The sequence below is a fragment of the Streptomyces pinistramenti genome (assembly GCF_020564935.1).
In the GTDB taxonomy this organism is placed as follows: domain Bacteria; phylum Actinomycetota; class Actinomycetes; order Streptomycetales; family Streptomycetaceae; genus Streptomyces; species Streptomyces pinistramenti.
In genome coordinates this window covers 181754-205528 of record NZ_JAJCXB010000004.1, presented here as the reverse complement: position 1 = coordinate 205528, position 23775 = coordinate 181754, and the positions used below count along the sequence as shown (strand labels likewise).

The 23775-nt window shown below is 71.8% G+C and carries 18 protein-coding genes and 4 pseudogenes; 17 read left to right on the top strand and 5 right to left on the bottom strand.

Features of this window, described 5'->3' with window-relative positions; translation table 11 throughout:
* Positions 1-29: 29 nt before the first annotated feature.
* The gene (locus LIU39_RS05320; protein ID WP_227045136.1) at positions 30-2108 is read left to right on the top strand and encodes a glycoside hydrolase; all 2079 of its coding nucleotides are present in this window, start codon (positions 30-32) and stop codon (positions 2106-2108) included.
* 121 nt (positions 2109-2229) lie between these two features.
* Here LIU39_RS05320 and LIU39_RS35490 read toward each other — a convergent pair.
* A pseudogene (locus LIU39_RS35490) lies at positions 2230-2352 on the bottom strand (LuxR C-terminal-related transcriptional regulator); the annotation flags it as partial.
* Positions 2353-2360: 8 nt separating this feature from the next.
* Between LIU39_RS35490 and LIU39_RS05310 the strand changes: the two are divergent.
* From LIU39_RS05310 to LIU39_RS05260, 11 genes and pseudogenes are all read left to right on the top strand, one after another.
* Positions 2361-2768, top strand: a pseudogene (locus tag LIU39_RS05310) (nitrite reductase (NAD(P)H)); the annotation flags it as partial.
* A gap of 1 nt (position 2769) precedes the next feature.
* A pseudogene (locus LIU39_RS05305) lies at positions 2770-2889 on the top strand (nitrite reductase (NAD(P)H) small subunit); the annotation flags it as partial.
* Between the two features lie 113 nt (positions 2890-3002).
* A complete protein-coding gene (locus LIU39_RS05300; RefSeq protein WP_227045223.1) occupies positions 3003-3461 on the top strand; it encodes an SRPBCC family protein in 459 nt (152 codons plus the stop codon).
* Complete coding sequence (locus tag LIU39_RS05295) at positions 3458-3856, top strand: ArsR/SmtB family transcription factor (protein ID WP_227045133.1); 399 nt, start codon at positions 3458-3460, stop codon at positions 3854-3856. The genes LIU39_RS05300 and LIU39_RS05295 overlap by 4 nt, the downstream gene beginning before the upstream one ends.
* A 109-nt stretch (positions 3857-3965) precedes the next feature.
* Positions 3966-4907 carry an oxidoreductase gene (locus LIU39_RS05290; RefSeq protein ID WP_227045131.1) on the top strand — a complete coding sequence of 314 codons (942 nt, stop codon included), beginning with the start codon at positions 3966-3968 and terminating at the stop codon, positions 4905-4907.
* A 282-nt stretch (positions 4908-5189) separates the two neighbouring features.
* Complete coding sequence (locus LIU39_RS05285; RefSeq protein WP_227045129.1) at positions 5190-6068, top strand: putative protein N(5)-glutamine methyltransferase; 879 nt, start codon at positions 5190-5192, stop codon at positions 6066-6068.
* 124 nt (positions 6069-6192) lie between these two features.
* The gene (locus LIU39_RS05280) at positions 6193-7467 is read left to right on the top strand and encodes an ABC transporter substrate-binding protein (protein ID WP_227045126.1); all 1275 of its coding nucleotides are present in this window, start codon (positions 6193-6195) and stop codon (positions 7465-7467) included.
* Positions 7464-8453, top strand: coding sequence for a carbohydrate ABC transporter permease (locus LIU39_RS05275; RefSeq protein WP_372463807.1), 990 nt, complete (start codon positions 7464-7466; stop codon positions 8451-8453). Before LIU39_RS05280 ends, LIU39_RS05275 begins: the two co-directional genes overlap by 4 nt.
* A 5-nt stretch (positions 8454-8458) precedes the next feature.
* Positions 8459-9295: a carbohydrate ABC transporter permease gene (locus LIU39_RS05270; RefSeq protein WP_227045124.1), complete on the top strand. Its 837-nt coding sequence runs from the start codon at positions 8459-8461 to the stop codon at positions 9293-9295.
* Positions 9296-9365: 70 nt separating this feature from the next.
* Positions 9366-9503: a hypothetical protein gene (locus LIU39_RS05265; RefSeq protein ID WP_227045123.1), complete on the top strand. Its 138-nt coding sequence runs from the start codon at positions 9366-9368 to the stop codon at positions 9501-9503.
* 107 nt (positions 9504-9610) lie between these two features.
* The gene (locus LIU39_RS05260; RefSeq protein ID WP_227045120.1) at positions 9611-10561 is read left to right on the top strand and encodes a TauD/TfdA dioxygenase family protein; all 951 of its coding nucleotides are present in this window, start codon (positions 9611-9613) and stop codon (positions 10559-10561) included.
* Positions 10562-10615: 54 nt separating this feature from the next.
* Here the strand turns inward: LIU39_RS05260 and LIU39_RS05255 are convergent, their stop codons facing one another.
* Together LIU39_RS05255 and ppdK are read right to left on the bottom strand one after the other, a co-directional pair.
* The gene (locus tag LIU39_RS05255) at positions 10616-11461 is read right to left on the bottom strand and encodes an ArsR/SmtB family transcription factor (protein WP_227045118.1); all 846 of its coding nucleotides are present in this window, start codon (positions 11459-11461) and stop codon (positions 10616-10618) included.
* 585 nt (positions 11462-12046) lie between these two features.
* Positions 12047-14827 carry a pyruvate, phosphate dikinase gene (ppdK, locus tag LIU39_RS05250; RefSeq protein ID WP_372463810.1) on the bottom strand — a complete coding sequence of 927 codons (2781 nt, stop codon included), beginning with the start codon at positions 14825-14827 and terminating at the stop codon, positions 12047-12049.
* A 572-nt stretch (positions 14828-15399) separates the two neighbouring features.
* Between ppdK and LIU39_RS05245 the strand changes: the two genes are divergently transcribed.
* Positions 15400-16494: a glutathione S-transferase family protein gene (locus LIU39_RS05245; protein ID WP_227045115.1), complete on the top strand. Its 1095-nt coding sequence runs from the start codon at positions 15400-15402 to the stop codon at positions 16492-16494.
* Positions 16495-16514: 20 nt separating this feature from the next.
* Here LIU39_RS05245 and dusB read toward each other — a convergent pair whose 3' ends face one another.
* Positions 16515-17642, bottom strand: a complete 1128-nt coding sequence (dusB, locus tag LIU39_RS05240) for a tRNA dihydrouridine synthase DusB (protein WP_227045111.1) — start codon at positions 17640-17642, stop codon at positions 16515-16517.
* 139 nt (positions 17643-17781) lie between these two features.
* Here dusB and LIU39_RS05235 point away from each other — a divergent pair, with 139 nt between their 5' ends.
* Positions 17782-19257 (top strand): MFS transporter, encoded by a 1476-nt coding sequence (locus LIU39_RS05235; protein ID WP_227045108.1) that lies wholly within the window; start codon positions 17782-17784, stop codon positions 19255-19257.
* 38 nt (positions 19258-19295) lie between these two features.
* On the opposite strand, the gene LIU39_RS05230 is transcribed toward LIU39_RS05235, so the two are convergent.
* Positions 19296-20228, bottom strand: coding sequence for a helix-turn-helix transcriptional regulator (locus LIU39_RS05230; protein WP_227045106.1), 933 nt, complete (start codon positions 20226-20228; stop codon positions 19296-19298).
* Between the two features lie 101 nt (positions 20229-20329).
* On the opposite strand from LIU39_RS05230, the pseudogene LIU39_RS05225 reads away from it, so the two are divergent.
* The 3 genes and pseudogenes from LIU39_RS05225 to LIU39_RS05215 all read left to right on the top strand — a co-directional run bounded on the left by LIU39_RS05225 (position 20330) and on the right by LIU39_RS05215 (position 23722).
* Positions 20330-21812, top strand: a pseudogene (locus LIU39_RS05225) (MFS transporter).
* A 134-nt stretch (positions 21813-21946) separates the two neighbouring features.
* Positions 21947-22951, top strand: coding sequence for an aldo/keto reductase (locus LIU39_RS05220; protein WP_227045105.1), 1005 nt, complete (start codon positions 21947-21949; stop codon positions 22949-22951).
* 189 nt (positions 22952-23140) lie between these two features.
* Positions 23141-23722, top strand: coding sequence for a TetR/AcrR family transcriptional regulator (locus tag LIU39_RS05215; protein WP_227045103.1), 582 nt, complete (start codon positions 23141-23143; stop codon positions 23720-23722).
* The last annotated feature ends 53 nt before the right edge of the window (positions 23723-23775 follow it).

Below are 23775 nucleotides of genomic sequence, written 5' to 3'. Positions count from 1 at the left end.
CTCTTAAGCCCGCCGACTATCCCTGCACCATGGATTCCGAGATCACCGACAGAGACGCCGCAGGCGCCGCCACCAGGCGCACCGGGCACACCGGGCACACCGGGCGCACCGACCTGACCCGGCGGCCAGGACCGCCCGTCGGCCACCGTCGTGCGACCCGCGGGCTGGCCGCGTCCCTCGCGCTGGCCGCCACCGCCTTCGGCGTCGCCGGCTGTGGCAGCGCGGCAGCGGGCACGGTCGAAGGGCGGCACGTCGAACTCCCGGTGAGCGGCGGCAGCGCCGTCGTCGACACCGGCACGCTCGCGGTCACCGCGCACGCCGACGACGGGCGGACGATGACGCTGTCCGGTCCTGCCGCCGGCGATCTGGGCGCGCCGGGGCCGGTGCGGCGTACGGCTTCGGGGGCGCGCTGGAGCTATCCGGCGAAGGGGCTGAGCGTGACCGCGCGCGCCGATCACGGGCGGCTGCGGATCGCGCTGCGCGCGGACCGCGACGGGTCGGTCACCTGGCCGGTGACCGGTACCGATCCGTCCGCTTCTTCCCTCCAGGTGGCGCGCGGTGAAGGGCTGGACATCCCGGTACGGGACGCGTTCTGGAACTCGTCCAAGGGCGGCCTGGCGGACAGCACGGTCGACATGGGTGCCGATCCGGCCCTCCCCCTGTGGGGCTACAGCCTGGGTGGCTCCGGTGGCCGGCACGGTGTCAGCTATCTGACCCCCACCGACATCGGCACGTCCCTGCGCTTCGCCTCCACCGGCGGCCGGCTGCGGACCACGGCGTCCCACGCCTTCGACGCCGGCGAGGGCACCCGTGCGTACGAGGTGTCCTTCGCGCTGACCGACGGCGACCCGGTGGCGCCCGCGGCCGACTACCGTTCGCTGCTCGCGCAGCAGGGGAAGCTGGGCAGCCTGCGCGAGAAGATCCGTAAGAATCCGGCCAACGGCAAGCTGCTGGGCGCCTTCCACGCGTACCTGTGGGGCGATGCGCGCACCGCGGACGGTGTCGGGCGGCTGAAGAAGCTCGGCGTCGACCGGATGTGGCTGGGGTACGACGCAGGTCCCGGGCCGATGGACGCGGCGGCGGTGCGGGCGGCGAAGGGCGCGGGGTATCTGGTCGGCCCGTACGACTCGTTCGCCAACGGGCAGGATCCGAAGAGCGCGGACAGTCCCACGTCCGTGTGGCCCGGCCGGGTCTATCCGGACTTCTGCGTGCGCCGGGCGGACGGCTCGCCGGAGAGCGGTTTCCACGGCCGTGGCTGCTACCTCAGCTCGCGCGCGTTCGAGAAGGCCGAGCCGCGCAAGCACTATCTCGCGGACCGTACCCGGACGATGGTCGCCAACGGCGCGGACAGTTACTTCCTCGATGTGGACGCGACCGGTGAGCTGTTCCGCGATCACGCCGCGGGCCACCGGATGACCAAGGAGGAGGACCGCGCGATGCGGCTCGCCCGGATGCGGCGGATTTCGCAGCATCTGGTGCTGGGCTCGGAGAGCGCGCAGCCGTGGGCCAACAAGGTGCTGGCCTTCGACCACGGTTCGGGCACGCCGGTCGCCGACGGGCTGTGGAAGCTGGAGCGCGACAAGGAGGCGTGGGGCGCGTACTACCCCGAGAAGGCCCCGAAGTTCTTCTTCAAGCCGGTGCGGCTGCCGGCGGATGTGGCCACGGCGATGTACGACCCGAGGTACCGGGTGCCGCTGTACGAGACGGCGCTGCACGGTTCGCTGGTGAACGCCGAGCGCTGGGAGCTGTCGTACGAGAAGCTGCCGGCGCAGAAGACCACCAGGGCGCTGCTCGCGATGCTCTACAACACCCCGCTGAACTATGTGCTCGACGGCCCTTCGCTCCAGCGTGACGGCGGCGAACTGGCGGCGTTGCAGCGCTACTTCTCGCCGCTGCACCGGGCGGCGGGCACCGAGCGGATGACGTCCTTCCGGTGGTTGACCGAGGACCGGAAGGTGCAGCGGACGGTGTTCGGTGACGGCGTGCTGACGGTGACCGCCAACTTCGGGGACTCGGCGCACCAGGGGCTGCCGGGCGGCTGCGTGGACGCGCGGCTGCGCGGGGACGAGGCGCCGCGCCGGCTGTGCCCGGCGCAGGCGGCCGGCTGAGGCGGGGCCGCGGGCCGGACGGTCGGGCGTCCGTCCGGCCGGCGGCCTCCAGGTAGCGCAGCACGGCGAGCACCCTGCGGTGTTCGGTGTCCGATGGCGACAGGTCGGGCTTGGTGAGGATGCCGGCGATGTGCTTCTCGACCGCGCGCTCCGTGACGGTCAGCGCGGCGGCGACGGACCGGTTGCTGCGGCCCTCGGCCATCAGCGTCAGCGCGTCGCGTTCGCGCGGGGTGAGGCGCTCCAGTGCCTGCGCCCGGCGGCGGGATCACCCCGGAGAAGCTGATCGTCATCGGCGAGGTGGCCCGCGGCTTCGGCCTCTACACGAAGATCACCGGCGGCCGGCGGATCGACCTGTTCGGCGCCCGCGTCGAGCAGTTCCCGCAGATCCGGGCGCGTCTGGTGGCGGCCGGCTTCGAGTCCGGGCACGCCTACGGCAAGGCGCTGCGCACCGTGAAGTCCTGCGTCGGGCAGACCTGGTGACGCTGCGGCGTCCAGGACTCCATCCGGATGGCGATCGGCCTGGAGCTGCGCTACCGGGGCCTGCGGTCGCCGCACAGGCTCAAGTCGGCGGTCTGCGGCTGCGCCCGCGAGTGCGCGGAGGCCCGCGGCAAGGACTTCGGCGTCATCGCCGCCTCGCACGGCTGGATCCTGTACGTCGGACGGCCGCCCGTTCGTCGCCTCCCCCCTGCTCAAGCAGTGCTTCGACCTGGCGACCTGGGCCTGCCTGGACGATCCGGAGGTCACGGTCCCGGTCTGCCGGGCGCGGATCGGGGAGGGGTGAACGGAAACCTGACATGCAACCGTCTGGTTGCGGGACTCTCCAGGACGTGCGACGCTCGTGATGCGCAACCAACAGGTTGCATATCGCGGAGAGCGGCGACCAGGAGGTACCTCATGACCCACAGCACCGACCGCATCGAACGGGAGATCAGCATCGCGGCGCCGGTGGAACGCGTCTGGGCGGTGCTCACCGAGCCCGAGCACGTCGGCAACTGGTTCGGGCAAGGCGCGCCCACCCCGATCGACCTGCGCCCCGGCGGCCTCATGCACCTCGACCACGGCCCCTACGGCCGGTTCACGACCACCATTGTGCGGGTCGAGCCGCCGCACCGCTTCGCCTACCGCTGGGCGAGCGCCTACCCGGGCGAGGTCGCGGTGGAGGGCAACTCCACCCTCGTGGAATTCGCCCTCACCCCAGAGGACGGCGGCACCCGGCTGCGGGTCGTGGAGTCCGGCTTCGACGCCCTGGACATCCCCGAGGAGCGCACGGGCGCCTCGTACGAGAGCCACGCCGAGGGCTGGAGCGGGCAGGCCGAGAACATCCGGCAGTACGCGGAGCGGCTCGCGGCATGAGCGCCGAATCCCCCCTGGACACCGTGGCGGACGTGCTGTCCGCCCTGGCGGATCCGACCCGCCGCCGGATACTCGACGCCCTCGCCGCCCGTGGCGAGGCGACCGCCACGACCCTGGCGGCACAGCTGCCGGTCAGCCGCCAGGCCATCGTCAAGCACCTCGCCGTCCTCGACCGCGCCGGTCTCGTCGCCGGCCACCGGGAGGGCCGCGAGGCGCGCTACACCGTCCTCCCCGCCCGCCTCGGCGCCACCGCCCGCCGGATGGGCCGCATCGCCGCCGACTGGGACGGCCGCCTGTCCGCCATCAAGCACCTGTCGGAGTCCGCACCCGGCACCGGCCCGGGGACGGCATCCGGCGTGGAGGAGCCCGGAACGGCGGACGGGCCCGGCGCTTAGCCGCGCGCTCCCAGCCGCCCCGGGGCGCGGCCGGTCCGGCACCCAACTCCCCCCGCCCCACGGCAGAACCCCCGGCGTACGCTGGGATTCCCCGACAGAGGAGCCAGGCGTGCCACGGTGGAACACCCGTCACATTCCGGACCAGACCGGCCGCTGCGCCGTCGTCACGGGCGCCAACAGCGGCATCGGCTATGTCACCGCCCGCGAGCTGGCCCGCCGCGGCGCCCGCGTCCTGCTGGCCTGCCGCAGCGAAGCGCGCGGCAGCGCGGCCCTGGACCGGCTGCGCACCGAAGTCCCGGCAGCCGAGGCCGAGTTCCGTATCCTCGACCTCGCCGACCTGTCATCCGTACGCGCCTTCGCCGCCGGGCTCGACACCTTCGACGGCAGCCGCCTCGACCTGCTCGTCAACAACGCCGGCGTGATGGCGCTGCCGTACCGCACCACGGCCGACGGCTTCGAGAGCCAGTTCGGCACGAACCACCTCGGCCACTTCGCCCTCACCGGCCTGCTGCTCCCCCGGCTGCTCGCCACCCCGGGCGCCCGGATCGTCACCGTCTCCAGCCAGCTCCACTTCCTCGCGAGCGTCGACCCGGACGACCTCAACAGCAGCCGCTCCTACCACCGTTGGATCGCCTACGCCCGGTCCAAGAGCGCCAACCTGCTGTTCGTCCACGAGCTGGCGAACCGGCTGGCCGCGGCCGGATCGCAGGTGGTCGCCGCGGCCGCGCACCCCGGCTACGCGTCGACCAACCTGCAGACCGCCGGCGTCAGGATGGAGGGCCGCAGGTCCGCCGAACGCGTGGTGGAGCTGGGCAACCGCCTCATCGGCCAGCCCCCGGAGGGCGGGGCGCTGCCCACCTTGTGCGCGGCCACCGCCCCGCACATGAAGCCGGACGCCTTCGTCGGCCCGCACGGCGGCCTGCGCGGCGCCCCGGCCCCGTCCGCGCGTGCCCCCTGGACCACGAACGACGTGCTCTCCGCCCGTCTGTGGGACGCGTCGGAACGCCTCACCGGCGTCCGCTACGACTTCTCCGCCCCGGCCCCGCTCTGAACCGCGGCTCCCCGGCCGAGCGCCCGATTCCGCGACCTGACGCCCTACGCGGACGAGGCCCCGGCCGTGCTCGACGGCCGGCTCGCGCCCGCGCCCCGTCGCCGCGGTCCGCCCTGCGCTTCCCGCTGCCCCCGGGGTAAAGTGGGCGACTTCAGCAGTGGACACGACCAGGAGGTGAGACCCATTACCGCTGTATCAGCTGGGTGCTCTCGCCTCGCGACCGTGCGGTTCACCAGGCAGAGGTGACCGGGAGAGCGCCCTTCGGTATCCCGAAAGGCCCTCATGTCCGCACATCCTTCCCCTGTTTCCCCCTTCTCGGCATCCCCCTCCCGCGCCCCCGCGTCTCCCGCCGCACCGCTTTCCTGCCCTGCCGTCGTCGCCCGGCTGCGCGCCGCCGGCTGCGTCTTCGCCGAGGACGAGGCGGAGCTGCTCCTGTCGGCCGCCCGCACCCCGGCGGAACTGGCCGCCATGGTGCGGCGCCGCGGGGACGGCCTGCCGCTCGAACACGTCCTGGGCTGGGCCGAGTTCTGCGGCCTGCGGATGGTCGTGGGCCCCGGCGTGTTCGTGCCCAGGCGCCGTAGCGAACTCCTCGTCCGGCAGGCCGCGGCGCTCGCCGCGCCCGGCGCCGTCGTCGTCGACCTGTGCTGCGGATCGGGGGCGCTGGGCGCGGCGCTGGCCGCACGGGTGGCGGGGGTCGAGCTGCACGCGGCCGACATCGACCCGGCCGCGGTGCGCTGCGCCCGCGCCAACGTCACCGCCGCCGGTGGCCGGGTCCACGAAGGCGACCTCTTCGCGGCGCTGCCGGCTGCGCTCCGCGGCCGGATCGGTGTGCTGCTGGCCAACGTGCCCTACGTCCCCACCGAAGAGGTCGGGCTGCTGCCCCCGGAAGCCCGCGAGCACGAGCCGCTGGTGGCGCTGGACGGCGGCACGGACGGGCTCGACGTCCTGAGGCGGGTGACGGCTTCGGCGTCGGCGTGGCTGACGCCCGGCGGAAGCCTGCTGGTCGAGACCAGCGAGCGCCAGGCCGACCGGGCCGCCGCCCTCTTCGCAGGCGGCGGCCTGAGTGCCCGCGCGGTGACCTCCGAAGAGCTGTACGCCACCGTCGTCATCGGCACCCGGCCCGGGGAATACCAGGCGACGGCGGGGCGCCCGCGCCCGTAGCGGCGTGTCACGGGGCGGATTTGCACGGTTGCCATGCGTTCTTCACGTGCGTACGGCACAGTGGTCGGGCACCGCACGTTGATCGACGATCACCGATGAGCCGTACGGCAGGGGACGAGGGGCCATGACGGGCACAGGCACCGGCAAGGGCATCGACAGACGACGGCTGCTGGCCGCCGGCGGCGGTCTCGCGCTGACCGGCGCCCTCGCCGCCTGCGGCTCCAACACCGGCCGGGGCGGCGGCGGTTCGGGCCTTGGGATAAGCCAGTGGTACCACCAGTACGGCGAGAGCGGCGTCGAGCAGGCCGTGAAGCGGTACGCCGCCGCGTACCGGAAGGCGCGGGTCACCGTGCAGTGGCGGCCGGGCGACTACGACCGGCAGACCTCGGCGGCGCTGCTGACCGCTTCGGGCCCCGACGTGTTCGAGGCCAACGGGCCGCTGCTGGACCAGATCCGCGGCGGCCAGGTCGTCGACCTGACCTCGGAGGTCGAGCCCGTCAAGGACGACTTCAACCAGGCGGTGCTCGCCCCGAAGATCTGGCAGGACAAGATCTGGGGCATCCCGCAGGCCATCGACATGCAGATGCTCTACTACCGCAAGAGCCTGCTGAGGGACGCCGGGCTGCAACCCCCGCAGACGCTCGACGCGTTGGTGGACGCGGCGAAGAAGCTGACGTCGAAGAAGACCAAGGGCCTGTTCCTGGGGAACGACGGCGGTGTCGGGGTGCTGAGCGGCACCCCGCTGTTCGCCGCCGGGCTGAGCCTGATCACCGAGGACGGCAAGGTCGGCTTCGACGATCCGGCGGCCGCCCGGACGCTCGGCAAGATCCGCCGGCTCTACGCCGACAAGTCACTGCTGCTGGGCGCGCCGACCGACTGGTCCGACCCGTCGGCGTTCCTCCAGGGGCTGACGGCGATGCAGTGGTCGGGGCTGTGGGCACTGCCGCAGGTCGAGAAGGCGTTCGGTGACGACTTCGGGATCCTGGCGTTCCCGAAGGACGGTCCGGACGGCCGGCCCTCCGTGCCGGTGGGCGCGTACGGCGCGGCGGTCAGCGCCCGCAGCGCGCACCAGGCACAGGCCAGGGCCTTCGCGAAGTGGCTGTGGGTGGAACGCACCGATTTCCAGCAGGACTTCGCGCTGTCGTACGGCTTCCACATCCCGGCCAGGACCTCGCTGGCGAAGAAGGCCGCGAAGCTGCGGAAGGGCGCCGCGGCGGACGCGGTCAGGTTCGCGACGGATTACGGCTACGCCGAGCCGCTCCTGTGGACGTCCGCGTCCCGTACCGCCTATCAGGACGCGCTGAGCCGCATCATCAAGGACGGGGCGTCCCCGGAGAGCGAGCTGAAGTCCGTGGTGCGCAAGGTCAACGCCGAGCTGGCGCGGGTCGGGAAGACGTGACCGTCAAGACGACGGATGCGGCGGGCGGGCCGGCCGCCGGGGCACAACCGGCAGGCGCCGCACAGCCCGCGCGCCCCTCCCGCTGGCTCGGCCCACAGCGCCGCACCCTCTGGTTCTGGGTGTTCGTCGGCCCGTTCGCCCTCGGGCTCGGCCTGTTCACGTACGTGCCGCTGGCGTGGAGCGTCTACCTCAGCTTCTTCGACGCGCACAACACCGTCAGCCCCACGGACTTCGTCGGCCTCGGCAACTACACGTCGATGCTGACCGATCGCGCGTTCCTGTCGAGCCTGGGCACGTTCCTGCTGTTCACTGCCTTCATCGTGCCGGCGACGTACGTCCTGTCGCTGTCCCTCGCCCTGATGGTCAACCGGCTGCGGTTCGCCCAGGCGTTCTTCCGCTCGGTGTTCTTCCTGCCGACCGCCTGCTCCTACGTCGTGGCGTCGCTGATCTGGAAGCTGTCGCTGTTCAACGGGGTGCGGTTCGGCCTGGCCAATACCGTCCTCGGCTGGTTCGGCGCCGACCAGACCGCCTGGCTCTCCACCACCGACCCGCCCTGGTACTGGCTGGTCATCGTGACCGTGCGGCTGTGGCTCCAGGCCGGTTTCTACATGATCCTGTTCCTGGCCGGGCTCCAGCGGATCTCCCCGCAGCTGTACGAGGCGGCCGCGGTGGACGGCGCGCGGCCCGGCTGGCAGGTCTTCAGGCACCTCACCTTCCCGCAGCTGCGCGCCACGTCCGTCGCGGTGGTGCTGCTGCTGGTGATCAACGCGTTCCAGGCGTTCGACGAGTTCTACAACCTGCTCAGCGATGCCCGCGGCTATCCGCCGTACGCCCGCCCGCCGCTGGTCTACCTCTACTACACGGCGCTCGGCCGGGAACAGAATCTGGGGCTCGGCAGCGCGGGCGCGGTGATCCTGGCACTGATCATCGCGGTGGCGACCGTCGTCCAGGCCCGCTGGTTCGGCCTCGGCCGCAAGGAGGACTGACCGCGATGCACGACGCTCTGACCCGGGCGGGCCGCGCGCTGCGGGTGGCGCTGCTGCTCGCGCTGGCCCTGCTGTTCCTGATCCCGTTCTACCTGCTGGTGCGCAACGGCCTGGCGACCGAGGCGGACATCACCGCGCCGGACTGGACGCTCTTCCCGCACACCCTCCAGTGGTCGAATCTCACCGAGGTCTTCGACGACCCGAACCTCCCCATGGGCCGGGCGCTGCTCAACTCCACGCTGATCGCCGTCTCCACGACCGTCGGCACGGTGCTGCTGGCCTCGCTCGCCGGCTACGGCCTGGCCAAGATCCCCTACCGCGGCGCGAACGTGGTCTTCTACGCGATCCTCGGCACCCTGATGGTCCCGGCGGCCGTCACCTTCGTCCCGAGCTTCGTGCTGGTCTCGACGCTCGGCTGGATCTCCACGCTGCGCGGCCTGGTCATCCCGACGCTGTTCAGCGCGTTCGCCTGCTTCATCTTCCGGCAGTACTTCCTCGGCTTCCCCAAGGAGCTGGAGGACGCGGCCCGGGTCGACGGCCTGGGGTACTGGCGGACGTACTGGCGGATCGTGGTGCCCAATGCCCGCCCGGTGTTCGCCGCGGTCTCCACCATCGTCTTCATCGGCGCCTGGAACGCCTTCCTGTGGCCGCTGGTGATCGGCCAGGACCAGCAGTCGTGGACGGTGCAGGTCGCCCTGTCGACGTTCACCACCGCGCAGAACCTCAACCTCCACGAGCTGTTCGTCGCCGCGGCCGTCTCGATCGCCCCGCTGGTCGTCGTGTTCCTGGTGCTCCAGCGGTACATCGTCGCGGGTGTGGAGCGGTCGGGTATCGACGACTGAAGCCGCGGCCGCCCGGAGCCGGATGCGGGCGGCGGCATCGGCGGCCGGGGGATGAGGTACGGTGCGAGGCATGAGCACGCACCCGATCGTCCGTGAGGCGGAGCCGCGACACCGCGGCCCCCACGGCGAGTGCGCGCTCCGCGGCCTGAGCTTCCTGCGCCGCCGCGGCCGGGTGGGCTCTCCCCCCGCCGCCCTCTGTACGTCCTGACGACGCCCCCGGCACCCGGCCGCGCCCGCGGCCTCCCGCCCCCGTCACGACGCTCTCTCCCCTCCCTTCCCCTCCCCTGCCCTCTTCTCCCCTACCAGGAGGATCAGTTGACGGCTCTCACCGACACCCCGCGCCCCGCCGCCGCCCCCGTTCTGCGCCCGCACCGCATTCCCGCCGACGGCCTGTACGAGGGCGACCGCGTTCTGCGCCGCACTCCCGACGGCTGGCAGGACCGGCCGTACGACCTGTTCGAGATCGTGCCGCAGGGACGGACCATCGGGGCCGAAATTCGCGGTCTCGACCTGTCCCGTCCGCTCTCCGCCGAGCTGCGCGCGGAGCTGAACCGGGCACTCATCGAATGGAAGGTGCTGTTCTTCAGGAGCCAGCATCTGACCTCTGCCGCTCAACGTGAATTCGCTGCCAACTGGGGGGAGTTGGAGACCAATCCACTCCTGGCGACGGGCTCGGAGAAGGACGTGGTGCGCTTCGACAAGGGCGCCGGCGCCGTACCGACGTTCGAAAATGTCTGGCATACGGACGTCACGTTCCGCGAACGGCCCGCGCTGGGCGCCGTGTTGCAGCTGCGGGAGGTGCCACCGGCCGGCGGGGACACCATGTGGGCCGATATGGCCGCGGCATACGACAACCTGACGTCGGACATCAAGGAACTCATCGACGGCGCACGGGCGGTGCACGACTACCTGCCGGGATTCGCGCGCTTCTATTCCGCGGAACGGCTCGCCCCGCTCCAGGAGGAATTCCCTCCGGTGGAACACCCGGTGGTCCGCCGCCATCCCGAGACCGGCCGCCGGATGCTGTTCGTCAACACGTCGTTCACCACCCACATCGCGGGCCTTCCGGAAGCCGAGAGCGACCGGCTGCTGCGCCTGCTCTTCCAGCAGGCGCACGTACCGGAGTTCCAGGTCCGCTTCCGCTGGCAGCCCGGCGACATCGCCTTCTGGGACAACCGCGCCACCCAGCACTACGCCGTCGCCGACTACGCCCCGCACCGCCGGGTCGCCGAACGCGTCGCCATCGCGGGCGACCGGCCGTACTGAGCGCCCGCGCCGAACGTGGCGGGCGGCGGGCCGACTTGGCGGGCCGCCGCCCCCTCAGCCGCACCCCGACCGCTCGTACGCCGCCTCCGCCGGGACGCCGCCGCGCAGCAGTGCGGCCCCCAGCGGCGTCAGCGTGTGCAGCACGGCGTTGCCCTGCCGGAGCGTGACGAGCAGGCCCGCGTCGCGCAGGACCGTCGCATGCTGGCTGGCCGAGGCGAGCGAGACGTCCACGCGGCGGGCGAGTTCGCTGGTGGTGCAGCCGACGCCGATGCCCTGGAGGATCGCCGAGCGGGTACGTCCGACGAGCCGTCCCAGGGAGCGTTCGGGCGGCAGCGCGGGGACGGCCCGCGGCACCGGGTGCTCCACGGGATAGACCAGGACGGGCGTGAGGTCCGGATTGTGGAAGGTGACCGGCGTGCGGCGGCAGAAGTACGAGGGCATCAACAGCAGGCCGCGGCCGTCGAGATGCAGATCGCGGTCGACGGGGTAGTCGGCCTCCAGAACCGGGGCGCGCCAGCGCAGCATCGGCGGGAGGCTCGCCAGCAGCCGGTCGGCGCCACCGTCCAGCAGGGCCCGGCCGCGGGCCGCACGGTCGGCCTCTATGCGGGCCTGGAGCCGTGGCCAGTAGGGCGCGACGGCGACGTCGTGGTAGCGATGGAGGGTGCCGGCGAGGCGGCCGATCTGGCGGACGTCGCCGTCCCCCATGGCCCGTATCCAGGACGGCAGCGGGCGGGCGTGGGAGAGCCGGGAAAGCTCGGTGTGCACCCGCGCGGGCGGCGTCTCGCGCAGTGCGCACAGCGCATTGTCGAGGCCCAGCAGCCCTTCGGGCGGGGTGAGGAAATCCGGGAAATAGCCCCGGGTGGGAACGAGCGGCGCCAGCAGACGCGTTTCGCCATTCAACTTTCCGCGTGTTTCTGCGCGCCATTTTCCGAACGCCGTGTCGTCACGTCGGTCGCGTAGTCGGTGAAAACTGAGGATCGTCTCCCACAGCACATCCGGACGCGCGGCTATCCGCACGCGGGCCAGATCGAGTCCACTGAAATGGACGCGTAACACCGAACCCCCACCCATGGCTTCCTCGGTTGCCCCCCGGCACGCCTGAGTATGCACGCCGACACACGCGGTCACCATGCCCTTTTGGCCAGAGTTGAAAAGGGTCGCGCGCCCCGGTGGTCAGCGGGAATGCTGTACTCAATTCAACGGCGGTACGTGCGGCTCGGATTGCTCGATCCCGTGGGGGGTGATGGGCAAAGACCCGGCCGTTCGGCATTCCCCGTTGAAGGCCGCCTTCCCACGCCGACATGGGAGGCGGCAGCTCCCGAGGGGGGAGTCCGGAAAAAGGCGAGGGCGGCACCTCCGCACAGGTGCCGCCCTCGTTGTGGTGCCGGAGCCGGCCGCGAGGCTGAGGGTCTGGGGGCCAGGCCGCCGGTCCGGTGGTCGCATCCCGGGTACCGCACGCGCCGGGCGCCCGCGGTACCCGTCGGTTCAGCGGCTGTCGCTCCCCTTCGACTCGGCGGCCGCGCGGCCCGCTTCCAGGCGGGCGACGGGGATGCGGAACGGCGAGCAGGAGACGTAGTCCAGGCCCACTTCGTGGAAGAAGTGCACCGACTCCGGGTCGCCGCCGTGCTCGCCGCAGACGCCGAGCTTGAGGTCGGGACGGGTGGCCCGGCCGGCCGCTGCGGCGTCCCGTACGAGCTTGCCCACGCCGTCCTTGTCGATGGTCTCGAACGGGCTGACGCCGAAGATGCCCTTCTCCAGGTAGGCGGTGAAGAAGCTGGCCTCGACGTCGTCGCGGGAGAAGCCCCAGACGGTCTGCGTGAGGTCGTTGGTGCCGAAGGAGAAGAAGTCGGCGGACTCGGCGATCTGGCCCGCCGTCAGGGCGGCGCGGGGCAGCTCGATCATGGTGCCGAGGGTGAGCTTGAGGCTGACTCCGCGGGCCTTTTCGACCTCGGCGATGACCTGCTCGGCCTCGTCGCGGACGATCTCCAGCTCCTGGACGGTACCTACCAGCGGAATCATGACCTCCGCACGCGGGTCGCCCTTGGCGTTCTTCCGCTCGGCCGCGGCCTCGGCGATGGCCCGCACCTGCATGGCGAACAGGCCGGGGATGACCAGACCGAGGCGCACACCGCGCAGACCCAGCATCGGGTTCTGCTCGTGCAGCTTGTGCACTGCCTGGAGGAGGCGCAGGTCGTTCTCGTTGGCGTCCTTGCGGGCCTCGGCGAGCGCGACCCGGACCGACAGCTCGGTGATGTCGGGCAGGAACTCGTGCAGCGGCGGGTCCAGCAGCCGTACGGTCACCGGCAGCCCGTCCATCGACTCGAACAGCTCGATGAAGTCGGCCTTCTGGAGCGGCAGCAGCTCGTGGAGCGCGGCCTCCCGGTCGGCATCGGTGTCGGCCAGGACGAGGCGCTCGACCATCTCGCGGCGCTCACCGAGGAACATGTGCTCGGTGCGGCACAGGCCGATGCCCTGGGCGCCGAACCGGCGGGCGCGGGCGGCGTCCTCGGCGTTGTCGGCGTTGGCACGCACCCGCAGCCGGCGCACCCGGTCCGCGTACGCCATGATCCGGTGAACGGCCTTGACCAGCTCGTCGGCGTCGTCGGCACCGGCGTGCATCCGGCCCTCGAAGTACTCGACGACGGGCGACGGCACGACCGGCACCTCGCCGATGTAGACCTTGCCCGACGAGCCGTCGATCGAGACGACGTCGCCCTCCTCGATGACGACGCCGCCCTTGGTCGTCATCCGGCGGGTCTTGGTGTCGACCTCCAGCTCCTCGGCGCCGCAGACGCAGGTCTTGCCCATGCCGCGGGCGACGACGGCGGCGTGCGAGGTCTTGCCGCCGCGGGAGGTGAGGATGCCCTCGGCGGCGATCATGCCGTTGAGGTCGTCGGGGTTGGTCTCGCGGCGGATGAGGATGACCTTCTCGCCCGAGCGGGACCACTTGACGGCGGTGTACGAGTCGAAGACGGCCTTGCCGACGGCGGCGCCGGGCGATGCGGCGATGCCGCGGCCGATGGTCTCGGACTTCGCGTCGATGTCGAAGCGCGGGAACATCAGCTGGGCGAGCTGCGCGCCGTTGACCCGCTGGAGGGCCTCGGCCTCGTCGATCAGGCCCTGGTCGACGAGCTGGGTGGCGATGCGGAAGGCGGCGCCCGCGGTGCGCTTGCCGACCCGGGTCTGGAGCATCCACAGCTTGCCGCGTTCGATGGTGAACTCGATGTCGCACAGGTCCTTGTAGTGCGTTTCGAGCGTTTCCATGATCTGCATCAGCTGGTCGTAGGAGGTCTTGTCGATGCCCTCCAGGTCGGCCAGCGGCACGGTGTTGCGGATACCGGCGACGACGTCCTCGCCCTGCGCGTTCTGCAGGTAGTCGCCGTAGACGCCCTGCTGGCCGCTGGCCGGGTCGCGGGTGAAGGCGACGCCGGTGCCGGAGTCGGGGCCGAGGTTGCCGAAGACCATGGAACAGACGTTGACCGCGGTGCCGAGGTCGCCGGGGATGCGCTCCTGGCGGCGGTAGAGCTTGGCGCGGTCGGTGTTCCAGGAGTCGAAGACCGCGCGGACCGCGAGGTCCATCTGCTCGCGCGGCTCCTGCGGGAAGTCGCGCCCCGTCTCCTCGGCGACGATGGCCTTGAACCGGTCGACCAGCGCCTTGAGGTCGGCGGCGTCCAGGTCGACGTCGACGGTGACGCCCTTGTCCTTCTTGGCCTCCTCCAGCGCCTCCTCGAAGAGGTCACCATCGACGTCCAGCACGGTCTTGCCGAACATCTGGATGAGGCGGCGGTAGGAGTCCCACGCGAACCGCTCGTCGCCGGCCTGTGCGGCGAGGCCGGAAACCGACGCATCGGAGAGTCCGATGTTGAGGACGGTGTCCATCATGCCGGGCATGGAGAACTTCGCCCCTGAACGCACCGATACGAGCAGGGGGTTGTCCGCCTGGCCGAGCTTCTTGCCCATCTGCCGCTCAAGGGCATCAAGGTGCTCCGACACCTCGGCACGCAGTGCCGCGGGCTCCTCGCCGCTGTCGAGGTACACCTTGCAGGCTTCGGTGGTGATGGTGAAGCCGGGCGGGACGGGGAGCCCCAGGTTGGTCATCTCGGCGAGGTTGGCGCCCTTGCCACCGAGGAGGTCCTTCAGGTCCTTGTTGCCTTCGGTGAAGTCGTAGACGAACTTCGCGGACGCAGGCTGGTTTACGTGGGGATTCTGTGTTTCCGACACGGGACTGGACTCCTCGCGGACGGCTGCCCTGACGGCGAGGAACATACCCAGATCGAAGGCGTCTGGGTACGTCCACTTGGTCGACATACGCGTGTAACCCGCCGTCCGCCACCAGATCGAAAGTTTCCCGTCGTTGGGGCGTAAATTCACTACCTGAATGCATCAATTCGCTGTGCAACGGGATGCATGCAGATCAGCTACGGAGAGTGCAACTTCCGTCGATCTATCGAACAGTGAATCCATGGCACCCAGTGCCATCGTTGGAGAGATGGAGCCCTCCCTGTAGTGCTCATCTGAGCGGACCCCCTATCAAGGGTGGCGAGAATCACGCGCTCTAGCGAGGCCCGAGCCACTCATTCGAGCGACAGGGGGCGCCGCGAGTGGCACGCAGCAGCAGCCCTTCCCGTCTCGATCCGGGCCTCCCCTCGGCCCGGGGGAGCCGGACGGCGGGATCCGGTCATAGTTCCGCGGAGCCGACGGCCGTCGGCTCCGCCTTCCGGGCCACAGCCGGCACGGCGCTGCGGCCGGTCGGCCGAGCGCGCGGGGATGGCACCCCACCCGGCGGGCAGGCTGGTGAGGACAGCACACCGAGCGCCGCACACGGCAAGGAGCCAACGTTGACCGGCCCCACCGACAGCCACCCGGGCGACGCCCGCCCCACCGCCGCAGCCGGCGAGGACCGTGAACAAGGCGGCTCCGCCGGAGAGTTCGGCAACGCGACGTACGGGCAGAAGCCGTTCCACCGGTCCCGGAGCCACTTCGCCGACCGCATCACGGCCGACGGCAGGGACGGCTGGCCGGTCGAGGCCGGCCGCTACCGGCTGCTGGCCAGCCGGGCCTGCCCGTGGGCGAGCCGGGTGCTGGTCTCCCGCCGGCTGCTCGGCCTGGAGGACGCCCTCTCGCTCGGCATCGCCGACCCGATCCAGGACGAGCGCAGCTGGCGCTTCACCCTGGACCCGGGCGGGCGCGACCCGGTCCTCGGCATCCGGTACCTCAGCGAGGCGTACGACGCGCGCGAATCCGGCTACCCGGGCGGTGTCAGCGTGCCGGCGATCGTGGACGTGCCCAGCGGGCAGCTGGTCACCAACGACTTCCAGCAGATCACCCTGGACCTGGCCACCGAGTGGACGGCGCTGCACCGGCCCGGCGCCCCCGACCTGTACCCGGAGCCGCTGCGCGCGGAGATCGACGAGGTCATGGAGGCGGTCTACCGCGACGTCAACAACGGCGTGTACAAGGCCGGGTTCGCCACCGGGCAGCGCGAGTACGACGAGGCGTGCGCGGCCCTGTTCGCGCGCCTGGAAGCGTTGTCCGAGCGGCTGTCGGAACAGCGCTACCTGGTGGGCCGTTCCGTCACGGAGGCCGACATCCGGCTGTTCACCACTCTGGTGCGGTTCGACGCCGTCTACCACGGCCACTTCAAGTGCAACCGCTTCAAGCTCGCCGAGGACCCGGTGCTGTGGGCGTACGTGAAGGACCTCTACCAGACACCCGGCTTTGGTGACACGGTCGATTTCCACCACATCAAGCAGCACTACTACCGGGTGCACACGGGCGTGAACCCGACCGGCATCGTGCCGCTCGGGCCTGACCTCGACGGCTGGCTCACGCCGCACCACCGCGAGGAGCTGGGCGGCACGCCGTTCGGGGACGGCACCCCGCCGGGGCCGGTCCCCACGGGCGAGGAGGTGCCGCCCGCGGGACGTCCCTGACAGCGGGCCGCCCGGGGCCGTCAGCCGCCGGAGGTGTCCAGCTCCGCTTCCGCGCCCACGCCCGTGCAGTCGTACGGGTCGTCCAGCCAGCCGTCGGGCAGGACCACGCGGTCACGGCCCGAGGTGCGGCCGCGCGGACCGTCGGCGCCGGCCGGCCAGGGCTGGTCGAGGTCCAGCTGCTGGAGCAGGCCGTCCAGCTCGTCCAGCGACGAGGTGACGGCCAGGCTCCGGCGCATCTCGGAGCCGATCGAGAAGCCCTTGGTGTACCAGGCGACGTGCTTGCGGAAGTCGATCACGCCGCGCGTCTCGTCTCCGATCCACTCGCCGAGCAGCGTCGCGTGCCGCACCATCACGGCCGCGACCTCCTTGAACGTCGGCTCGGTGTACGTCCCGGTGCCCTCGAACGCGGCCACCAGATCGCCGAACAGCCACGGCCGCCCCAGGCAGCCGCGCCCCACGACGACGCCGTCGCAGCCGGTCTCGCGCACCATCCGCAGCGCGTCGTCCGCCGACCAGATGTCGCCGTTGCCCAGCACCGGAAGCTCCGGGACGTGCTCCTTGAGGCGGGCGATGGCGTCCCAGTCGGCGGTGCCGCTGTAGTGCTGGGCCGCCGTCCGGCCGTGCAGCGCGATGGCGGTGATGCCTTCCTCCGCCGCGATCCGCCCGGCGTCGAGGTAGGTGAGGTGATCGTCGTCGATGCCCTTGCGCATCTTCATCGTCACCGGCAGCGCGCCCGCGTTAGCCACCGCGTCCCGCAGGATCGCGCGCAGCAGATTCCGCTTGTACGGCAGCGCGGAGCCGCCGCCCTTGCGGGTCACCTTCGGGACCGGGCAGCCGAAGTTCAGGTCGATGTGGTCGGCCAGGTCCTCCTCGGCGATCATGCGGACGGCCTTGCCGACGGTGTCCGGGTCGACGCCGTACAGCTGGATCGAGCGCGGCTTCTCGGTCGCGTCGAAGTGGATCAGCTGCATGGTCTTCTCGTTGCGCTCGACCAGCGCCCGCGTCGTGATCATCTCGCTGACGAACAGGCCCTTGCCGCCCGAGAACTCCCGGCACAGCGTCCGGAACGGGGCGTTGGTGATCCCGGCCATCGGTGCGAGCACCACCGGCGGCTGCACCGTGTGCGGTCCGATCTGGAGCAAGGTCATGGCAGCGGATTCCTTCGGCGGTCGGAGGACGGATGGCGGCGCGGCGCCGTGGCGGGCCGCCGTGCGACCTCCCATTGTCCCGCATCCGTCGACCGGGCCCGGCAGAGCCACCGGCCGCCGGTCGTTGTAGCGTTCAACCATGCCCGAGCTCAGTCACCGGCGGCGCCTGCTCGTGCTGGCCATCTGCTGTATGAGCCTGCTGATCGTCAGCCTCGACAACACCATCCTCAACGTCGCCCTGCCCTCCGTACAGCACGACCTGCACGCCTCGGTCTCCGGCATGCAGTGGACCATCGACGCGTACACGCTCGTCCTGGCCTCCTTGCTGATGCTGTCCGGCTCGACCGCCGACCGGCTCGGCAGACGCCGGGTCTTCCTGACCGGCCTGGTCGTCTTCTCTCTCGGGTCGCTGCTGTGCAGCCTGGCGCCCGGCCTGGAATGGCTGGTGGTCTTCCGGATGGTGCAGGCGATCGGCGGCTCGATGCTCAACCCCGTCGCGATGTCGATCATCACCAACACCTTCACCGAACCCCGCGAGCGGGCCCGCGCGATCGGCGTGTGGGGCGGCGTGGTCGGCATCAGCATGGCGGCCGGGCCGGTCATCGGCGGTCTGCTGGTGGAGTCCGTCGGCTGGCGCTCGATCTTCTGGATCAACGTCCCGATCGGCGCCCTGGCCCTCTTCCTGACCCTGCGCTACGTCCCCGAATCCCGCGCCCCGAGGCCGCGCCGGGTCGATCCGGTCGGCCAGCTGCTGATCATCGCCCTGCTCGGCTCGCTCACGTACGCGATCATCGAGGCGCCGGACGCCGGCTGGCACTCCCCCGAAATCCTCGCCCTCGCCGTGGTCACGCTGGCCTCGCTGGCCGGGCTGATCGGTTACGAACGGCGGCGCCGCGATCCGCTGATCGATCTGCGGTTCTTCCACAGCGCGCCGTTCAGCGGCGCCACCGTCGTCGCGGTCTGCGCGTTCGCCTCTCTCGGCGGCTTCCTCTTCATGAACACGCTCTACCTCCAGAACATCCGCGGCCTGTCCGCCCTGGAGGCCGGGCTCTACATGCTCCCGATGGCCGGCATGACGCTGCTGTTCGCCCCGTTGTCAGGGCGGCTGGTCGGCAGCCGCGGCCCCCGGCTTCCGCTGCTGCTCGCGGGCAGCGCGATGGGCGTCAGCGGGCTGCTGTTCGCGGGGTTCGACGCGGAGGCGGACAACGCGCTGCTGTTCACCGGCTATGTGCTCTTCGGCATCGGATTCGGCCTGGTCAACGCGCCGATCACCAATACCGCCGTATCCGGGATGCCGCGCGCCCAGGCGGGGGTCGCCGCGGCCGTCGCCTCGACCAGCAGGCAGGTCGGGCAGTCGCTGGGGGTCGCGGTGATCGGCGCGGTGCTGGCGGGCGGCGTGCACACCACCGTGCACCCGGTGCCCTCGGGAGCCGCCGCCGACTTCGTCGCGGCCGCCCGCCCCGCCTGGTGGATCCTCACCGGCTGCGGCACCGCCGTCCTCCTGCTCGGCGCGCTGACCACCGGCCGCTGGGCACGCGCCACCGCCCGGCACACCGCCGCCCTGTTCCACGAGGAGCCGGCCCGCGGGCAGTCGTCTGCGGCCACCGGCGCCTGACGTCGGCAAGCCGCCCGGGGCACGCCGGGCAGCCGGTGCTACTCCTGGCGGGCCAGGGCTTCCAGCCGCTCACGGGACGCGTCGTCGACCGGCGTGTACGTGAGCAGCTTGGGGCCGCGGTTGGGGCCCGTCCACAGCGACGTGACGGCGAGCTGGACGACGCCCACCTGCGGGTGCCGGAAGACCTTGGTCCGGCTCACCGGGCGGACGACTTCGTGCCGGGCCCAGATCTCGCGGAACTCCGGTGACGCGTCGGTCAGCCGCGCCAGCAGCGATTTCCAGTCGTGTTCGGCGACATGATCGGCCATCGCGGCCCGGAACTTCGCCGCCATCGTCCGCACCGTGGCGTCCAGGTCGACGAGCCGGGCCCGCCACTCCTCGTTGGTGAACGCCAGCCACAGGCAGTTGCGGTCCTCCTCCGGCAGCGCGTCCAGGTCGCACAGCAGCCGCCCGTAGGTGGCGTTGTACGCGAGGAGATCGAACCTGCTGTTCTGGATGACGGCGGGGAACGGCGACAGCTGGTCGACCACCTGCCGCAGCGCGTCGGGCACGCCCGTGCACTCCTTGCCGGGCTGCGGGTCGGCCTCACCGGCGAGCGCGAACAGATGGCTGCGCTCGGCACGGTCGAGCAGCAGGCCCTTGGCGATGGCGTCCAGCACCTGCGTCGAGACGTGGATGTCCCTGGCCTGCTCCAGCCACGTGTACCAAGTGACGCCGACGGCGGCGAGCTGCGCGACCTCCTCGCGGCGCAGCCCCGGAGTGCGGCGGCGCCTGCCACGGGGCAGGCTGACCTGTTCCGGGGTGATCCGCTCCCGGCGGCTGCGCAGGAAGCTCGCCAGCTCGGCCCGCCGGATCTCGGCGTCGGTGCGCGGCCCGGCCTGCCGGAGGGGCGCGGCACCGGCCTTGGCCAGGTCGGGGGGAGGGGCCTGGATCTGCGTCTGGGTCCGGGGGGTGGACACGGTCACCGTCATGTGTCCAGAGTGCAACAGGGCTCAGCCGGTTACCAGGTGGCAGTGGTACCAGGATAAAGACACTCTGGTACCAGGCTGAGCGGACGACGATCGTCGTCTCCGTGAGCGATACCCGAATACCCACCACCGTTTCCGCCGGTCCCGAGACCGTGGCGCCGACGGCCGTCCGCGGCGCCTCCGCAGCGCCCGCGCCCGGCGCCGCACCGTCCCTCCTGACCCCCGTCGGCCTGCTGACCGTCCTCCTGGGCGCGGCCCTGCCGATGATCGACTTCTTCATCGTCAACGTCGCCCTGCCGACCATCGACCGCGACCTGGCCGCGGGCCCGGCGATGCTGGAAATGGTGGTGGCGGGCTACGGCGTCGCGTACGCGATGCTGCTCGTCCTGGGCGGCAGGCTCGGCGACATGGCGGGCCGCAGGCGGCTGTTCCTGTGGGGCCTGGCCGCGTTCGGTGTGACCTCGCTGGCCTGCGGACTGGCGCCGGACGCCTGGACGCTGGTGGCCGCGCGGGTCGCCCAGGGCGCGGCCGCCGCACTGATGCTGCCGCAGGTGCTGGCCACCATCCAGGCCACGACGAGCGGCGCGCACCGGGCCAGGGCCGTCAGCCTGTACGGCGGCACGCCGGGGTCTCCAGCGCCGTCGGCCAGGTGCTCGGCGGGCTGCTGGTCTCCGCCGATCTGGCGGGCACCGGCTGGCGGGCGGTCTTCCTGGTGAACGTGCCGATCGCGGCCGCCGCCTGGCTGCTCGCCCTCCGCACCGTCCCCGAGACCCGCTCGCCGCACCCGGCACGGGTCGACGGTCCCGGCACCGCGCTGCTGGCCGCCGCCCTGATCTCGCTGCTGCTGCCGCTGACCGAGGGCCGGGCGGCCGGCTGGCCGCTGTGGTCCTGGGTGCTGCTCGCCGTGTTTCCGTTCTCCGCCGCCGCGTTCGTCACCGTCGAGCGCCGTGCCGAACGTACCGGGCGCAGCCCGCTCGTCCCGCCGTCCCTGCTCCGCATTCCGTCCGTGCGCAGCGGCCTCACCATGATCGTTCCGTTCTCGGTCGGCTTCGGCGGCTTCATGTTCGTGGTGGCCGTCGCCCTCCAGGACGGCCTGCGCTACGGGCCGTTCGCCGCCGGTCTTTCGCTGGTGCCGCTGTGCGTCACGTTCTTCCTGGCCTCGCTCGCCGGGCCGCGGCTGGTGGGGAGGTTCGGCCGACGGGTGGTGCTGGCCGGGTCGGTGATCCAGGCGGCCGGGCTGGTCGCCCTGACGCTGACCGTGCACGGTGGGTGGCCCGACATTTCGGTGGCCGGGCTGGCCCCGAGCATGGCGGTTCTCGGGCTGGGCCAGGGGCTGGTGCTGCCGGTGCTGCTGCGGATCGTGCTGAGTGAGCTGCCGGTGGCGCAGGCCGGGGCGGCGGCGGCGTCATGGTGACCACGCAGCAGTCCGGCCTGGCGCTGGGCGTGGCCACGCTCGGCACGCTCTTCCTGTCCCTGGTGCCGTCGGCCGGCATCCGTGACGCGCTGCTCGCGGCCCTGCTCACCCAGCTGGTGATCGTCATGGGCACCACCGTTCTGGGCTTCCGGCTGCCGCGCACGCTGCGCTGAGCGGGGCCGGGGCGGGGCGCGCGGCCCGTTCCGGCGCACATCCCACACATGACGACTGACAGATATTGAAATCTGTCAGTCGTCATGTCATGCTGGGTGCACGCCGCCTTCCCGTTCTCGTCAAGGAGCACATCGTGCGCACCCGCACCCTCGGCACCACAGGCCCCCGGACCTCCGCCCTCGGCCTCGGCTGCATGGGCATGTCCGCCCTCTACGGCGACGCCGACCGCGCCGAGTCCATCGCCACCCTGCACGCCGCCCTCGACGCCGGCATCACCCTGCTCGACACCGGCGACTTCTACGGCATGGGGCACAACGAACTCCTCATCGGCGAAGCCCTGCGCACCGCCCCGGCAGCCGCCCGCGAAAAGGCCCTGACCAGCGTCAAGTTCGGCGCCCTGCGCAGCGTCGAAGGCGCCTTCAACGGCTACGACGGCCGCCCCGCCGCGGTCAAGAACTTCGCCGCCTACTCCCTCCAGCGGCTGGGCGTCGACCACATCGACATCTACCGGATCGCCCGGATCGACGCGGACGTCCCGATCGAGGAGACGGTCGGCGCCATCGCCGAACTGGTCGAGGCCGGCCACGTCCGGCACATCGGCCTGTCCGAGGTCGGCGCGGACACGCTGCGCAGGGCCGCGGCCGTCGCCCCGATCTCCGACCTCCAGATCGAGTACTCCCTCATCTCCCGCGGCGTCGAGGACAGCATCCTGCCCACCGCCCGTGAACTGGGCATCGGCGTCACCGCGTACGGCGTCCTCGCCCGCGGCCTGATCAGCGGGCACTGGCAGCGCGACCGCAAGCTCGCGGCGAACGACTTCCGCGGGATGAGCCCGCGCTTCCAGGGCGAGAACCTCGATCACAATCTCGACCTGGTGGATGCGCTGCGCAAGATCGCCGAGCAGCGGGGTGTCTCGGTCGCCCAGACCGCCATCGCCTGGGTGCTCTCCCGTGGCGAGGACATCGTGCCGCTGGTCGGCGCCCGCCGCCGCGACCGGCTGGCCGAGGCCCTGGGCGCCGCCGACCTCGCGCGGGGCGCCGATGACCTCGCCGCGATCGAGGCCGCGGTCCCCGCCGGCGCGGCGTCCGGCGACCGCTACCCCAGCGAGGCGATGGCGGACCTGGACAGCGAGCGGTGACCCCCGGGGCGCGCGCCGCGGCCGCCGGGTACGGTCCCGTACGTACCCGGGGCAGGCGCCGGGTACGGTCCCGTATGTACCCGGCGTGCGTGTGCCCGCGCGTCCGCCTCATCCGGCGGGTGCCGGACGGGCACACCCGCCGGATGCGTCCGCACCCCGCCCCGTCCCTCCGAAAGGCCGGCCCGCGTCATGTCCTCCGAGACCCTGACCCCCGAGCGCATCCTCGAAGCCACCGAGGACGTGCTGCGCCGCTACGGCCCGGCGAAGGCCACGGTCGTCGATGTCGCGCGCGCCCTGGGAGTCAGCCACGGCAGCGTCTACCGCCACTTCCGTACGAAGGCGGCGCTGCGCGAGGCGGTCACGGCACGCTGGCTGGACCGCACCAGCGAGCAGTTGTCGGAGATCGTCACGGAAGGGGGCCCGGCCCCGGAGCGCCTGGACCGCTGGCTGACCGCCCTGTTCGAGGCCAAGCGCCACAAGGCGGGCGACGACCCCGAACTCTTCGCGACGTACATGACGCTGATAGGAGAGAGCGGCGGCGTCGTCGACCGGCACATCACCGACCTGGAATCCCAGCTCACCGCCATCATCGAAGCCGGTGTGACCCAGGGCGCCTTCGCCACCCGGTCCCCCGCCGTCACCGCCCGCGCCGTCTTCGACGCCACCGGCCGTTTCCACGACCCCGCCTACGCGCCCGAGTGGTCCCGCCCCGACATCGCCCCGGCCTTCGAAGCGGTACGCGACCTCGTCCTGCGCGGCCTGGGCGCCTGACGCCGGGGGCGGACGTCAGGCGGACGGCGACCGCCGGGCCCGGCCGCGGCCCG

Bases quoted from the DNA above. Each gene is read 5' to 3' on its own strand.
- LIU39_RS05320 (WP_227045136.1), top strand. From the start codon at position 30: ATGGATTCCGAGATCACCGACAGAGACGCCGCAGGCGCCGCCACCAGG.
- LIU39_RS05300 (WP_227045223.1), top strand. From the start codon at position 3,003: ATGACCCACAGCACCGACCGCATCGAACGGGAGATCAGCATCGCGGCG.
- LIU39_RS05295 (WP_227045133.1), top strand. From the start codon at position 3,458: ATGAGCGCCGAATCCCCCCTGGACACCGTGGCGGACGTGCTGTCCGCC.
- LIU39_RS05285 (WP_227045129.1), top strand. From the start codon at position 5,190: ATGTCCGCACATCCTTCCCCTGTTTCCCCCTTCTCGGCATCCCCCTCC.
- LIU39_RS05280 (WP_227045126.1), top strand. From the start codon at position 6,193: ATGACGGGCACAGGCACCGGCAAGGGCATCGACAGACGACGGCTGCTG.
- LIU39_RS05270 (WP_227045124.1), top strand. From the start codon at position 8,459: ATGCACGACGCTCTGACCCGGGCGGGCCGCGCGCTGCGGGTGGCGCTG.
- LIU39_RS05265 (WP_227045123.1), top strand. From the start codon at position 9,366: ATGAGCACGCACCCGATCGTCCGTGAGGCGGAGCCGCGACACCGCGGC.
- ppdK (WP_372463810.1), bottom strand. From the start codon at position 14,827: ATGTTCCTCGCCGTCAGGGCAGCCGTCCGCGAGGAGTCCAGTCCCGTG.
- dusB (WP_227045111.1), bottom strand. From the start codon at position 17,642: ATGACCTTGCTCCAGATCGGACCGCACACGGTGCAGCCGCCGGTGGTG.
- LIU39_RS05235 (WP_227045108.1), top strand. From the start codon at position 17,782: ATGCCCGAGCTCAGTCACCGGCGGCGCCTGCTCGTGCTGGCCATCTGC.
- LIU39_RS05230 (WP_227045106.1), bottom strand. From the start codon at position 20,228: ATGACGGTGACCGTGTCCACCCCCCGGACCCAGACGCAGATCCAGGCC.
- LIU39_RS05215 (WP_227045103.1), top strand. From the start codon at position 23,141: ATGTCCTCCGAGACCCTGACCCCCGAGCGCATCCTCGAAGCCACCGAG.